Genomic DNA, 15,098 nt, shown 5'->3' on the forward strand with positions numbered 1-15,098 from the left:
CGATGGACCGCAGCGCCTGCATCGCGGGCAAGCCAGCTCCCACAGGGTTCGGGTGGCATGGGCAAAACCTCAGTGTAGACCCTATCTCACTCCCCTCCCGGCGCCAGCAACAGGTTCGGCGCCAGGCGCTGAAATCCTTCCTGATCCAGGCGCATATCCAGCGCCAGGCTGGCCAGGTCGGCCGACAGCGCTTCGGCATCGGCGTCGTTTTCCAGGTAGATGTGCTTGAGGTAGGCGTTGCAGCCCGGACAGCACTCGGCCTGCAGCGGTGCCTTGGCGCTGGCATGGCGGTCGTCCTCGAAGCTGAAATACTTCAGGTCCTTGCTCTGCTCGCAGTACACGCACTTGACCCGCACCACATGCCATTCGCAGGCACACAGCGAACACACCAGGTAACGCAGGCCGTTGTATTTGCCGCGGTGGCGGATCACCCCGGCCATCGCCGGTGAACCACAGGCCGGGCATTGGCACAGGCTGTCCGCCGCCTTCAACTCGACACCCTGCAGGCTCAGCAACCAATGGCTCCAGGCTGCCTGCAACGCAGCGCCGAGAAACGGCACCAACGCCGCCGGTACCAGGCTGTACTGGCCTGTGAGCAAGGCGATGGCCCACAGCTTGCGCTGTTCGTCGGCAGCACGCTGCAGTACTGCCACCGCATCCGCCACAGCGCCATGCGAAGCCGGATAGCGCTGCAACAACGCTTGCAGATAGGCCAGCCAACGGCCTTCGCGCACCAGGCTGTCGGCCGCCAGCGGTGGCAAACCGTGCTCCACACACAAGCGCTGGCGTTCAATGTCACTGGGGGCCGCGACAGGCGGTTGATCCAGCAGGCTTTGCTGCACCTGGCACAGGCCGGCCAGCAGCCGCAGGTAGTCCGCCAGCGGGTTGCCCGCAGCCAGTTGTTCCAGCCGCTGTGCGCGCAGAGTGAACAGATTGTTTGGCGGCAAGTGCAGAAACGGCGGCGTACTGGCCGCCGCTTCGATCTGCCCGGGTTCAAGAAGGGTGCTCAAGCGCTCATCCTTTTTTGTTGATCAGCGGCTCCGGTTGTTTATCGCCGGTCACCTCCCGATACCACAGCTCATGGTGTTTTTTCGCCCAGGCGCGGCTGACCCCGCCATGCAACATGGCGCTGGCCGAACCCTTGATCCAGATGCCCGCGTAAATGTGGACGATGATGCTCAGCACCAGCACGAACGCCGCCAGCGCGTGCAGCAAGGTCGCCAGGCGAATCGAGCCGATGCCGAAGTAGCTGCTGAAGTAAGCGCGCCAGATCACCACGCCGCTGATCAACAGCACCAGCATGCACAGCAGCAAGGTCCAGAACAGCAGCTTTTGCCCGGGGTTGTACTTGCCGATCGGCGGTACGCCCTCCTCTTCGTTGCGCATTACCCGGTCGATGCGTTTGAGCCACAGGCGATCGTTGGCGATAAAGTAATTCGCCCGCCAGAAACGCAGCACCAGGCCAAGAAAGAACACGAACATCAACACGCCCATGAACGGATGCAATATGCGCGTCCAGGGACCGCCGCCGAACAGATGGCTGAGCCAGTACAGCGCCGGGTGAAACAGCGCCAGCCCCGACAACGCGGCCATGATGAAGAGGATCGCCACCAGCCAGTGGTTGGTCCGCTCGTTGGCGTTGTAGCGCTGGATCGGTTTGTCGTTCATGGTCGTTCCTCCCCTTGCCCACCTGGCCGGTTCGGGTCATAGACATGCACCGCAGGGTCGACCACATGCACGCTGGTATCCGGCGGGCTGGGGTGCTCGTCTTCCTCGACCCGTTGCGGGCCGACGCGCACATAATGGAAGAACCCGGCCAGCACCGCCGCGCCCATGGCCAGCAGCGCCAGAGGCTTGGTCACGCCTTTCCACAAACCCACCAGCGGGCTGATGATGGGCTGGTCTGGAAGGCCGGCATACACGCGTGGCGTATCGGCGTGATGCAGCACATACATCACGTGGGTACCGCCGACACCATCGGGGTCATACAAACCAGCGTTGTCGAAGCCACGCGACTTGAGGTCGACGATGCGCTCGGCGGCATGCTCCTTCATGTCCTGCTTGCTGCCAAAGACAATGGCGCCGGTCGGGCAGGTTTTCACGCAGGCCGGCTCCAGCCCCACCGACACCCGGTCGGAACACAGGGTGCACTTGTAGGCCTTGTGGTCCTTCTGCGAGATCCGCGGGATATTGAACGGGCAGCCGGTGATGCAGTAACCGCAGCCGATGCAGTGGTCCTGGTTGAAGTCGACGATGCCGTTGGCATGCTTGATGATCGCCCCCGGGCTCGGGCAGGCCTTCAGGCACCCAGGCTCGGCGCAGTGCATGCAGCCGTCCTTGCGGATCAGCCACTCCAGGTTGCCCTCGTCGGTCTCGTGCTCGGTGAAGCGCATGAGGGTCCAGGTCTCGGCGCTCAGGTCCTGTGGGTTGTCGTAGGTGCCATGGTTGTGACCGACCTCGTCACGCAGCTCGTTCCATTCCGAACAGGCCACCTGGCAGGCTTTGCATCCGATGCACTTGGTGGTGTCGATCAGCTTGGCCACTTCCTCCTGCTGACGGATCGACGAAGGGGCGGTGGTGGTGGCCGAACGGGCGATGATGTCTTGGCTGGCCATCAGATTTTCTCCACATTGACCAGGAACGACTTCGATTCCGGGGTCTGGGTGTTGCCATCACCGAGGAACGGCACCAGGGTGTTGGTCAGGTAGCCGTGCCGGGTTACCCCGGTAAACCCCCAGTGCAACGGAATGCCGATCTGGTGCACGGTCTGGTTGTTGACCTGCAGCGGACGAATCCGCTTGGTCACCACCGCGACTGCCTCGATATGCCCACGCTTGCAGGAGACCCGTACCCGGTCACCGGCGGCGATACCCTTCTCCTTGGCCAGGGCTTCGCCGATCTCGACAAACTGCTCGGGCTGGGTCACGGCGTTGATCGGACAGTGCTTGGTCCAGAAGTGGAAGTGCTCGGTCAGGCGGTAGCTGGTGGCCGCGTAAGGGAAGTCCTTGGCTTGCCCCAGGCTGTCCCACACCGAATCGAACACCCGCCCGGCCGGGTTGCTGGTCGCCTGCTTGTTGTTCGGGTGCAACGGGTTGATCCCGATTGGCGTCTCGAACGGCTCGTAATGCTCGGGGAATGGCCCTTCGGCCATCTTGTCCAGGGCAAAGAAGCGCGCGACCCCTTCGGGGTTCATGATGAACGGGTTCATCCCCGACTCCGGCGCCGCATCAACCTTGAAGTCCGGCACATCGGTGCCACCCCACGCCTTGCCGTTCCACCACACCAGGCGCTTGTTCGGCGCCCACGGCTTGCCTTGAGGGTCGGCCGAGGCACGGTTGTAGAGAATCCGCCGGTTCATCGGCCAGGCCCAGGCCCAGCCCAGGTTTTGCTTCATCCCGTACGGGTCGGCGTTGTCGCGCCGGGCCATCTGGTTACCCTGCTCGGTCCAGCTGCCAGAGAAAATCCAGCAACCGGAGGCGGTGCTGCCATCGTCCTTGAGCTGGGCGAAGCCGGCCAGTTGCTGCCCGGCCTTGACCTGCGCCCCCGAGGCATCGGTGACATCGGCCACGGCGTAGCCACTGAACTCCTTGGCGATTTCTTCCGGCGTCGGTTCTTCGGGCACCTTGTAGGGCCAGTTGAGCTTGAGGATCGACTCGGCCCAAGCGCCGCCGTCGCGCTGATAACGCTCGCGCAGGCGCAGGAACAGCTCGCTCATGATGCGCACGTCGGTACGCGCCTGTCCCGGCCCTTCGGCGCCCTTCCAGTGCCATTGCAACCAGCGGCTGCTGTTGACCAGCGAGCCATCCTCCTCGGCAAAGCAGGTGGTGGGCAGGCGAATGACTTCGGTCTGGATACTGGCCGTTTCGACATCGTTGAACGGCCCGGCATTGCGCCAGAACTCCGAGGTCTCGGTGGCCAGTGGGTCCATCACCACCAGCCACTTGAGCTTGCTCAGGGCGGCGGTAACACGGTTCTTGTCGGGCAAGGCGGCAATCGGATTGAAGCCCTGGCAGAAGTAACCGTTGACCTGCTCCTTGGCCATCATGTCGAACATTTTCAACACGTCGTAACCGGGGATATCCAGCTTCGGCAGGTAGTCATAGCCCCAGTTGTTCTCGACCGTGGCGTTGGCGCCATACCAGGCCTTCATCAGGCTGACATGGAACTTGCCATAGTTCTGCCAGTAGGACAGCTGCCCCGGCCGCAGTGCCTTGGGCGCACGCTTGGCGATGTAGGCGTTGTAGTCTTGCTCCGCATCCGCGGGCAGGGTCAGGTAACCGGGCAGCAGGTTGGACAACAGCCCAAGGTCTGTCAGCCCCTGGATATTGGAGTGCCCACGCAAGGCGTTGACTCCGCCACCCGGCATGCCGACGTTGCCCAGTAGCAACTGGACCATGGCGGCACTGCGGATGATCTGCGAGCCGATCGAATGCTGAGTCCAGCCCAGGGCATAAAGAATCGTCATGGTCTTGCCCGGTTGCGAGCAAGTAGCGATCTCTTCCCAGATCTTGCGCATGCTGTCGGCCGGCATACCGCAGATCTGGCTGGCCAGTTCCAGGGTGTAGCGGCTGTAGTGCTGCTTCATCAACTGGTAGACACAGCGTGGGTCCTGCAGCGTCGGGTCGACCTTGGCAAAGCCGTCCTCGCCGATTTCGTAGCCCCAGCCGGACTTGTCGGTGTAACTGCGCTTGGCCGCGTCGTAACCACTGAACAGGCCGTCTTCGAAACTGAAACCGGCTTTGACGATAAACGACACATCGGTGTAGTTGCGCACGTACTCGTGCTGGATCTTGTCGTTGCTCAGCAGGAAATTGATCAACCCACCCATGAAGGCAATATCACTGCCGGTGCGGATTGGCGCGTAATAGTCGGCCACCGACGCGGTTCGGGTAAAACGCGGGTCGACCACGATCAGACGGGCCTTGTTGTGGGCCTTGGCCTCGGTCACCCATTTGAAGCCACAGGGATGGGCTTCTGCAGCGTTGCCACCCATCACCAGGATCAGATTCGCGTTGGCGATATCGGTCCAGTGGTTGGTCATGGCTCCACGGCCGTACGTCGGGGCAAGACTTGCCACCGTCGGGCCATGTCAGACACGTGCCTGGTTATCGAACCCCAGCATGCCAAGGCTGCGAATGACCTTGTGGGTCATGTAGCCGGCTTCATTGGAAGACGCCGAGGCGGCCAGGAAGCCTACGCTCAGCCAACGGTTGACGGTCTGGCCCTGGGCATTTTTCTCGATGAAGTTGGCGTCACGGTCGGCTTTCATCAGGTCGGCGACACGGTCAAGCGCGTCATCCCAGGAAATCCGCGTCCACTCGTTGCTTCCCGCCTTGCGCACCTGGGGGTACTGCAAACGGCTGGGGCTGTGGATAAAATCGAGCAGGCCGGCGCCTTTCGGGCACAGCGTACCGCGGTTCACCGGATGGTCGGCGTCGCCTTCGATATGGATGATGTTCTGCGCCACGTTCTTGGCCGCATCACCCTGGCTGTACATGATCAGGCCGCAGCCGACCGAGCAGTAGGGGCAGGTGTTGCGGGTTTCTTTGGTGTGCGCCAGCTTGAAGTGGCGCACCTGCTCGGCGAAGGCAGGTGTCGGGGCCATGCCCAACGCCGCCAGACTCGAGCCTCCAAGGCCAACTGCTGCGACCTTGAAGAACTGCCGACGGTTGAGATCCATCGTGCACTCCTGATCAGGTGGTGGACGCGCGGTGCGTTGCCGGCGTCGCTTGAACGATCACGGTGGCGACATTACTGGCAGTCACCAGTTGATACTGTAGTCAAGATTCCTGACCAGCGTGCTGAAAATGGCTCATTGCCGCCGGCATCACCCTGTTCGCCCCGCTACAGGTTGCGCACGACGTTGAGCGCAGCGCTGCTCTGGGCCACCGGCATGATCTCGATCGAGTTGATGTTCAGATGCTCGGGTTGCCGGGCAATCCAGGACACGGTATTGGCAATGTCCTCGGGGCGAATGGCCTCGACATCTTTATACAGCGCTTCGACCGCTTCCATGTTGCCGTTCAGGCGCACCACCGAGAAGTCGGTCCCTGAACACAGGCCCGGCTCGATATTGCTCACCCGCACCCGGGTACCGGCCAGGTCGGCGCGCAGGTTCAGGCTGAACTGTTTGACGAAGGCCTTGCTGGCGCCATACACATTGCCCCCCGGATACGGGTAGGTGCCGGCAATCGAGCCGATATTGATGATCAGCCCGCTATTGGCCTCGACCATCCTCGGCAGGATGCGTTGGGTGATCAGGGCAAGGCCGGTGATGTTGGTGGCGATCATCCGTTCCCAGTTCTGGGGGTCGCACTGTTGCGCGCGCTCGATGCCCAGCGCCAGGCCGGCGTTGTTTACCAGGACATCGATAGACAACGAGGCTTGATTGATCTGCCCGATTGCCTTGTCCAGCGATGCCTTGTCGCTTACATCCAGCGCCAGCGGGATGAAGTGTTCGCCAAGCTCCTGCCCCAGCTGCATGAGTTTGTCCATGCGGCGTGCGCCGCCGATGACCCGGTAACCTTCGGCGATCAGTTGGCGACAGATGGCTTTGCCAAAACCGGCCGATGCGCCGGTCACAAATGCGGTTTTCATGCGGTTTTCCCCTTTATCAGCAGTTCAGGTCAGGTATTTCGCTCACACGAATCCCGTGTGTTGCCAGCTCAATGCGGTTAATGCATCGATCATCAGAAGCGATTGAATCGACTCAATCATTGTAATAACAGAAACAAAATCGACTCAATTTATTTCTGTCGCCGCGACCTTGCATACTGCCGAAAACAACATCCAACTAATTGATTTATATTGATATTAATGACAGTGAATTTTCACACTGCCGTTGCTTTCATAACAGTTTCCAGGCGAGAGCAGGCAGACGAAAACCAGATTAAATGCATTCAAAAAGACTCGATTACCCCTCGATTACTCTTAATCAAGGCTTTCATGCTAGGCTTGCGCGCTCATGTAGATTCTGGTGCTTTACCTATGTGGGTTCCTCAATACAGCGGCCATGCGCAGCCGGTTTACCTGATGATTGCCGATGCCCTGGAGCAGGACATCAGTACCGGGCACCTGAGCCCGGGCGATCGGCTGCCAACACTCAAGGACCTGGCTGAAACCCTGAAAGTCACCCCCGGCACCATTGGTCGCGCCTATGACGAGGCGGCCAAGCGCGGGCTGGTAATTGGTGAAGTCGGACGCGGGACATTTGTCCTGCAAGCCAATGCCAGGCCGGCCTCGCCCACGCCGGGCACCAGCACCGACAGCGCCCAGATCGACCTGTCGATCATCAAGCCCAATGACGCCGACACGGGCGGATGGCTACGGGATGCGATTACCGAACTCGCGCAGTCAGCGGATTTGAGCCGCGTTCTGGACTACACCACCGACGGTGGTCATACCGTGCACAAGCAAGCCGGTGCCCGCTGGGTACAACGCAGCCTGCCAGAGGCACGGTGGCAGCAGATCATCCTCACGTCTGGCGCGCAGCATGGCTTGCTGGTGGCGATCAGTAGCCTGTCGAACACCAATGACGTGATTCTCTGCGAAGCGCATTGCTACCCCGGGATCATCTCCCTGGCCCACAGCCTGGATCGACGCCTCAAGGGCGTGCAGATCGACGAGTTCGGCCTGCTGCCCGACGCCTTCCGGGCCGCCTGCATCGAACACCGTCCGGCACTGCTGGTGTGCGTGACCACCCACCAGAACCCGACCAACTCGATCATGCCCGCGGAGCGCCGCGAGGCAATTGCCCAGATTGCCCGTGAACATGATGTGTTCATCATTGACGATGACATTTACGGGTTCCTGGAGGCCCAACCGGTGCACAAGCCGATCTCGGCCTATGCTCCCGAGCGCTCCATCTACCTGACCAGCCTGTCGAAAAGCATTCTGCCGGCACTGCGCATCGGCTACCTGTATGCGCCCCCTGAAACCCTCTCGCGCCTGTCGTCGATGGTACGCAGCAGCGTGTGGATGCCTTCGCCGCTGATGGCACAACTGGCCAGCAACCTGATCAACAGCGGCATGGGCGAACAACTGGTCAAGGTGCAACAGCAAGAGGCCGCCGCTCGGCAGCAAATGGCCAGGGACATTCTTGGCGGTTATCGGATTCGCAGCCAGCCCAACAGCTTCCATATCTGGCTGGAGTTGCCTGAGCCCTGGACCTGCGACGAATTTGCCAACCTGGCCCGGGCCCACGGCGTAACAGTAGTCAGCGGCAGTCAGTTCCTGGCCCAGCGCACCACCGCGACGAGCGGAGTACGCATTGCCCTGATGGCCCCGAGCCGCGCCGAACTGGGCTTTGCCCTGACCAAGCTGGCCAGCTTGCTGGCCTCTCCGGAGCCCCGCCTGTTCTATTGATGCCACATTGGCAAAACCCACAAGCAAGCCGCAGCCAGTTACCGGCTGCGGCTTTTGTTTGCGTTTCGACACCCTGACACCTTCGTCATCTCATTACCCCTCCCAAGTAGTCCGAAACTCCCATCTCGCCTGGGAGTATCGGCCGATGCGCGAGCTCCGGCGCTTATCCATAGTTGCGGCATGTACCAGTAGTAGGTCCACGATCCGGCGCCTATGCCTGGAATTGCTCAGGAGAAAGTCATGACTACACGCAAAAAAATAATAAAACCCACGAGCGACCTGACCGGTGACAGCAGTACCGATCTGCCCCCCCCCCATCAGGACGCCGTCGCGAGTAAAGACCAAAGCAATACCTTCATGAGCGATCCACCCTCCCTACAAACGCCAACCGTCACTACTGATCAAGCAGACTACGCCCCCGGCAGCACGGCCATCATCACCGCCAGCGGCTTCGCCGCCGGCAGCACAGTGGCGCTCGAAGTGGAGCACGCCACTGGCCCCGGCGCGGATAACGTGTGGGGCACGCCCGACGATGTACTCGATACCAACACCGGCGAGGGACATGAGCCTTGGTATGTGACCGACGGCGGTGCCGGCGATCTCGACGGCCAAGTCAACGGCAGCGTCACGACCTCGTGGTACGTGAACCCCGACGACTCGGCAGGCGCAACGTTCCTGCTCACCGCGGCCTCTGCAGGTGCAGATAGTCAGTTCGGTACCAGTGATGACGTTGTCGCGACAACGTCGTTTACCGACAGCGCCCTGAGTATCGTGGCGACGGGTGTGAACGTTACGCTGGACGAAACCGCCGGGTTGCAGAACAGCACGGCCACCGCAATCCCTGCAGGAGACGCTGACGACAATGACATTCTGCTCACGGCGCTACCCTCGGCCTTCACTACTCGCTTGACAGCGCTGGGGGCAGGTACCGCAGCGGGTGCAGCCTTGAGTGGCTATACGGGTGCGGTGGGCAACACCGGCAGTGATGCGTTCACCATCACCGCGGCACCCGGCGGCAGCATTACCGATATCAGCTTCGTCGGCACCTCTGGCGCACCGCTCAATGGCCTGGACAGCGGACTCGATACCCTCAATGGCACCGATATCCTTCTCTATACCGATACCAACAACAACATCCTGCTGGGCCGAGCCGGGGGCCCAGCCGGCGCGATCGTGTTCGCGGCCTACATTCAAGAAAGCGGATCGCCGGTCACCGGCGGCAAGATATGGACCGTGGAATACCAGCCGCTCAAGCATCCGGACGCCAGTAACCCGGACGATGCCCTCAACCTGCTGAACAAGGTGTTCATCGGTGCTAGCCAGGATTTGGTATTCAGCCTGGCCAATGCGCCCTCCGGGCAGAACCTGTTCCTGATGTTCACGACGGCGACCCCGACCGTTGTCGACGTCGGTGGGGTCTTGCGGATCACGGACCCGACCATTATCGCCACCGGCAAGAACCCCGCCGACCAGTCAAGCGGCGCCAATATAACGACGGGCGACACAATCAATACCAGCCAGGCGGGTGGCCCGACCACCTTCGGCACCAACAACCAGATGATTACGGAACAGGAAGGCATCCGCTTTTCGTTCGTCACCGGTGCCAGGCAGAATGTGACCATTCCCAACCTGGATCAGAACGAAGCAGATGTTGAAGCCAACATCGACTTCACCAATGTCTTCAATACGAGGTCGGCCACGTTCGACGTCGTGCAGTTGCAAAGCGGCAAGAGCGCGGTGGTAAAAATCAGCGCATTCAGCACCGCTGCGGAACCTGGCGCGAATTTCATCAACGGCTATGTGGGTGATGCGTCGGTTGCAATCGGCAATGTTCGCGTTATCAACATCAGCACCGGGCTGGTGATCGAAAACTCGGACGGCTCGGCGAATGATCCGGCCATTGTCATCAGCTTTGCTTCCGGGGTTGCGACCATCACCGGCGTTAAAGCCGGCTACAAGATTGAATACACCACAACGGCAGACCACAACCGCGTGCTCATCGAGAACGGCGCGGCCATCGACGCCAAGGGCACTAACCATGCCGATTTCGATATCGGTGGCTTCAAGCTGCTCCAAGTCTCTATTGCGAAAGCCGAAATCGGCTCGAAGATAATCTTCGAGGACGATGGCCCGAGCATCAGCACCACCGGCACAGAGCCGATACTGACAGTCGATGAAACCGTACTGGCGACCAACGCCACGCAGAGTTTTGCCGCCAACTTCACCTCGGCGTTTGGCGCCGATGGCGCCGGTACGCTGACCTATGCGCTGGGCGTGGTAGCCGGGGCCTCCGGGCTGACCGACACGGCCACTAATGAGGCAGTCAACCTGTCGCTCAATGGCACAGTGGTGGAAGGCCGCACGGCCACGACCAACCAACTGGTGTTCACCGTCAGCGTTGCCGCCAACGGTGACGTCACCCTCGACCAGCTTCGCGCCGTAGTGCATTCCGACACCACCAATCCGGATGATTCCACCAGTTTGACCTCGGACAACCTGGTGACCCTGACGGCAACCAAAACCGACAGGGATGGCGACAGCGTCCAGGCCACCCTGAATATCGGGCAGAACCTGGTGTTCAAGGATGATGGGCCAAGTATCAGCACCACCGGCACTGAGCCGACGCTGACGGTGGACGAAACCGTACTGGCGACCAACGCCACACAGAACTTCGCCGCCAACTTCAGCTCGGCATTTGGCGCCGATGGCGCTGGCACGCTGACCTATGCGCTGGGCGTGGTAGCCGGGGCTTCCGGGCTGACCGACACGGCCACGAATGAGGCGGTGAACCTGTCGCTCAATGGCACAGTGGTGGAAGGCCGCACGGCCACGACCAACCAATTGGTGTTCACCGTCAGCGTCGCCGCCAACGGTGACGTCACCCTCGACCAGCTCCGCGCCGTAGTGCATTCCAACACCACCAATCCGGATGATTCCACCAGTTTGACCTCCGACAACCTGGTCACTCTGACGGCAACCAAGACCGACAGGGACGGCGACAGTGCCCAAGCCACCCTGAACATCGGGCAGAACCTGGTGTTCAAGGATGACGGCCCGAGCATCAACACCACCGGCACCGAGCCGGTGCTGACAGTCGATGAAACGGTACTGGCAACCAACGCCACGCAGAACTTCGCCGCCAACTTCAGCTCGGCGTTCGGCGCCGATGGCGCCGGCACCCTGACCTATGCGCTGGGCGTGGTAGCGGGGGCCTCCGGGCTGACCGACACGGCCACTAATGAGGCGGTCAACCTGTCGCTCAACGGAGGCGTGGTGGAGGGCCGCACGGCCACGACCAATCAACTGGTGTTCACCGTCAGCGTCGCCGCCAACGGTGACGTCACCCTCGATCAGCTTCGCGCCGTAGTGCATCCCAACACCACCAATCCTGATGATTCCACCAGCCTGACCTCGGACAACCTGGTCACCCTGACGGCAACCAAGACCGACAGGGAGGGCGACAGTGCCCAAGCGACCCTCAACATCGGGCAAAACCTGGTGTTCAAAGATGATGGGCCAAGCATCAACACCACCGGCACCGAACCGATACTAACAGTCGATGAAACGGTACTGGCAACCAACGCCACGCAGAGTTTTGCCGCCAACTTCAGCTCGGCGTTCGGCGCCGATGGCGCCGGCACGCTGACCTATGCGCTGGGCGTGGTAGCGGGGGCCTCCGGGCTGACCGACACGGCCACTAATGAGGCGGTCAACCTGTCGCTCAATGGCGGCGTGGTGGAGGGCCGCACGGCCACGACCAATCAACTGGTGTTCACCGTCAGCGTCGCCGCCAACGGTGACGTCACCCTCGACCAGCTCCGCGCCGTGGTCCATACCAACACCACCAATCCGGATGACTCCACCAGCCTGACCTCCGATAACCTGGTCACCCTGACGGCAACCAAAACCGACAGGGATGGCGACAGCGCCCAGGCCACCCTCAACATCGGGCAGAACCTGGTGTTCAAGGATGACGGGCCAAGCATCAACACCACCGGCACCGAGCCGATACTGACAGTCGATGAAACGGTACTGGCAACCAACGCCACGCAGAGTTTTGCCGCCAACTTCAGCTCGGCATTTGGCGCCGATGGCGCCGGTACGCTGACCTATGCGCTGGGCGTGGTGGCCGGGGCTTCCGGGCTGACCGACACGGCTACGAATGAGGCGGTGAACCTGTCGCTCAACGGCGGCGTGGTCGAAGGCCGCACGGCGACGACCAACCAATTGGTGTTCACCGTCAGCGTTGCCGCCAACGGTGATGTCACCCTCGATCAGCTTCGCGCCGTAGTGCATCCCAACACCACCAATCCGGATGATTCGACCAGCCTGACCTCCGACAACCTGGTGACCCTGACGGCAACCAAGACCGACAGGGACGGTGACAGCGCCCAGGCCACTCTGAATATCGGGCAAAACCTGGTGTTCAAGGATGATGGGCCAAGCATCAACACCACCGGTACGGAGCCGACACTGACAGTGGACGAAACGGTGCTGGCGACCAACGCCACGCAGAACTTCGCCGCCAACTTCACCTCGGCGTTTGGCGCCGATGGCGCCGGCACCCTGACCTATGCGCTGGGCGTGGTGGCCGGGGCCTCCGGACTGACCGACACCGCCAGCGGTGAGGCGGTCAACCTGTCGCTTAATGGCACAGTAGTCGAAGGCCGCACGGCGACGACCAATCAACTGGTGTTCACCGTCAGCGTCGCCGCCAACGGTGACGTCACCCTCGACCAGCTCCGCGCCGTAGTGCATTCCAACACCACCAATCCGGATGATTCCACCAGTTTGACCTCGGACAACCTGGTGACCCTGACGGCGACCAAAACCGACAAGGATGGCGACAGTGCCCAGGCCACGTTAAACATCGGGCAAAACCTGGTGTTCAAGGACGACGGGCCGAGCATCAGCACCACCGGCACTGAGCCGACACTGACAGTCGATGAAACGGTGCTGGCGACCAACGCCACGCAGAACTTCGCCGCCAACTTCAGCTCGGCGTTTGGTGCCGATGGCGCTGGCACCCTGGCCTATGCGCTGGGCGTGGTAGCGGGGGCCTCCGGGCTGACCGACTCTGCCACCGGTGAGGCAGTCAACCTGTCGCTCAACGGCGGCGTGGTCGAAGGCCGCACGGCGACGACCAATCAACTGGTGCTCACCGTCAGCGTTGCCGCCAGCGGTGACGTCACCCTCGACCAGCTCCGCGCCGTGATCCATCCCGACGCGACCAATCCGGATGATTCGACCAGCCTGGCCTCGGACAACCTGGTGACCCTGACGGTAACCAAGACCGACAGGGACGGCGACAGCGCCCAGGCCACCCTCAATATCGGGCAGAACCTGGTGATCAAGGACGACGGCCCGGCACTCGCATTCGGCAACCTGATCGGGACCGGTAGCGTCCTTGCGCAATACGGCTTCTGGAGCAAGTCGGCCGGCGCCGATGGGCTGGGGACGACGGGATTGAACATCTCGTTGGTCAATGGCCAGTTCACCCTCGTCAGGCCCGACAACACGACCACGACCGGGACCGGCACGCTCACCGAGCTGGTGCCCTCGCCGGACGTCAATGGTGCGTACCAGTTCGCCGGGACCTTGACCGGTGACTTCGACAACAACGCAGCAACGGCGAACACCACCGTCGACTACACGCTGACCGCCTTTGCCAATGGCAGCTATGCACTGGATCTGGTGCAAGGCTTCGGCTCGACGATCATGCTCAGCAGTGCCGACGGCGCGCTCGCTGCCGGCGGCCCGGACCCCGTACGCACCTTGTTGATTCCAGAGCCGGCTGACCTGACTATCCCTTCGCCCTCCGAGGAGATTGTGTTCTTTTCCGCCAAGGCGCTTGCGTCAACGGCGGACATCCTGACCGGCATTGGGCTGGGGAAACCCGACCCCCTCGAAACGGTGCTACAGACCGACCCCTTGCCCGCGTACATCGACCCCGCGTCCATGAACGTCAGCACATCCGGCATCGGCGTCGCCAACAACCTTTTCCAAGGAGACAACCTGGCGGCCATCAGCGCTGCCGATGAAAGTTTCGTCATCAACCCGGAGAGCTTGCTGACAGCCATGAAGGTGTTCATCGACAACTCCGTGGGGGGATACACTACGGCAACAGAAGACCTGTACTACAGGATCTACTACGAGGATGGCACGTTCTCGAACCTCATCGAGGTCAACACCCTGACGCCGGAGGCTGGCGGGCAGGTATCCTTCCTCATTGAGAAGCAGGGCACGGCGCTGATCGATGCGGTGCAGCTGACGATGGCCAGGGGCGAGATCAAGATCCCGGTGATCCAGTTCATTCAGCAGAGCGAGAACCTGGCCAGCGATATCAAGCTGGCGTTCAATGCGACGCTGACGGACAAAGACGGGGACACGGCGACCAGTGCGTTCGACGCCAACCTGTTCGCCAACGAGGCGGCCAACGCAACGTTCGACTTCATCCTAGTCGGCACGGGCGGTGAGCGGGATGCCTTCAACATCGATCTGTCTGTCGCCGAGAACCTGTACCAGGTCACCGGCTTCGATGCGAGCCTAAGCCTGCGCGACACGCTGGTGCTCAACGGCGACCAGAACGCCGTTGTCCAATCGATCAACAACAGCGGTGCAGACAGCATCGTGACGGTTGCCGAGGCGGGCGGACAGACAACGACCATCACCTTGGTCGGGGTCGATCTGCTCAATAGCGACATTGTGTTTGGCGGCGCCTGAGGCAGCGCACG

7 protein-coding genes are annotated in these 15,098 nt (G+C 61.5%); 2 read left to right on the plus strand and 5 right to left on the minus strand.

The annotated features are described in order from the left end of the window. Positions 1-86: 86 nt before the first annotated feature. The 5 genes from fdhE to KHO53_RS07560 form a co-directional block, all read right to left on the minus strand. Entirely contained in the window at positions 87-1,010 is a 924-nt protein-coding gene (gene fdhE, locus KHO53_RS07540; RefSeq protein ID WP_010222817.1) for a formate dehydrogenase accessory protein FdhE, read from the minus strand. Positions 1,011-1,014: 4 nt separating this feature from the next. Continuing rightward, positions 1,015-1,668, minus strand: a complete 654-nt coding sequence (locus KHO53_RS07545; protein WP_213570156.1) for a formate dehydrogenase subunit gamma — start codon at positions 1,666-1,668, stop codon at positions 1,015-1,017. Continuing rightward, a complete protein-coding gene (fdxH, locus tag KHO53_RS07550; protein WP_159389228.1) occupies positions 1,665-2,615 on the minus strand; it encodes a formate dehydrogenase subunit beta in 951 nt (316 codons plus the stop codon). The genes KHO53_RS07545 and fdxH overlap by 4 nt, the downstream gene beginning before the upstream one ends. Beyond that, complete coding sequence (fdnG, locus tag KHO53_RS07555; RefSeq protein WP_213570157.1) at positions 2,615-5,680, minus strand: formate dehydrogenase-N subunit alpha; 3,066 nt, start codon at positions 5,678-5,680, stop codon at positions 2,615-2,617. The genes fdxH and fdnG overlap by 1 nt, the downstream gene beginning before the upstream one ends. 164 nt (positions 5,681-5,844) lie before the next feature. After that, positions 5,845-6,597, minus strand: coding sequence for an SDR family NAD(P)-dependent oxidoreductase (locus KHO53_RS07560; protein WP_010222811.1), 753 nt, complete (start codon positions 6,595-6,597; stop codon positions 5,845-5,847). A gap of 390 nt (positions 6,598-6,987) precedes the next feature. Here KHO53_RS07560 and KHO53_RS07565 point away from each other — a divergent pair, with 390 nt between their 5' ends. Together KHO53_RS07565 and KHO53_RS07570 are read left to right on the plus strand one after the other, a co-directional pair. After that, on the plus strand, positions 6,988-8,364 hold the full coding sequence (locus tag KHO53_RS07565; RefSeq protein ID WP_213570158.1) for an aminotransferase-like domain-containing protein: 1,377 nt from the start codon (positions 6,988-6,990) through the stop codon (positions 8,362-8,364). Positions 8,365-8,721: 357 nt separating this feature from the next. Continuing rightward, positions 8,722-15,087: a DUF5801 repeats-in-toxin domain-containing protein gene (locus tag KHO53_RS07570; RefSeq protein WP_249684280.1), complete on the plus strand. Its 6,366-nt coding sequence runs from the start codon at positions 8,722-8,724 to the stop codon at positions 15,085-15,087. Positions 15,088-15,098 lie beyond the last annotated feature (11 nt).

It is taken from the genome of Pseudomonas sp. RC2C2 (assembly GCF_018390435.1).
GTDB lineage: Bacteria > Pseudomonadota > Gammaproteobacteria > Pseudomonadales > Pseudomonadaceae > Aquipseudomonas > Aquipseudomonas donghuensis.

Excerpts from the sequence above, each read along its gene's own strand:
- KHO53_RS07560 (WP_010222811.1), bottom strand. The coding sequence starts at position 6,597 with ATGAAAACCGCATTTGTGACCGGCGCATCGGCCGGTTTTGGCAAAGCC.
- KHO53_RS07565 (WP_213570158.1), top strand. The coding sequence starts at position 6,988 with ATGTGGGTTCCTCAATACAGCGGCCATGCGCAGCCGGTTTACCTGATG.
- KHO53_RS07545 (WP_213570156.1), bottom strand. The coding sequence starts at position 1,668 with ATGAACGACAAACCGATCCAGCGCTACAACGCCAACGAGCGGACCAAC.
- KHO53_RS07570 (WP_249684280.1), top strand. The coding sequence starts at position 8,722 with ATGAGCGATCCACCCTCCCTACAAACGCCAACCGTCACTACTGATCAA.
- fdxH (WP_159389228.1), bottom strand. The coding sequence starts at position 2,615 with ATGGCCAGCCAAGACATCATCGCCCGTTCGGCCACCACCACCGCCCCT.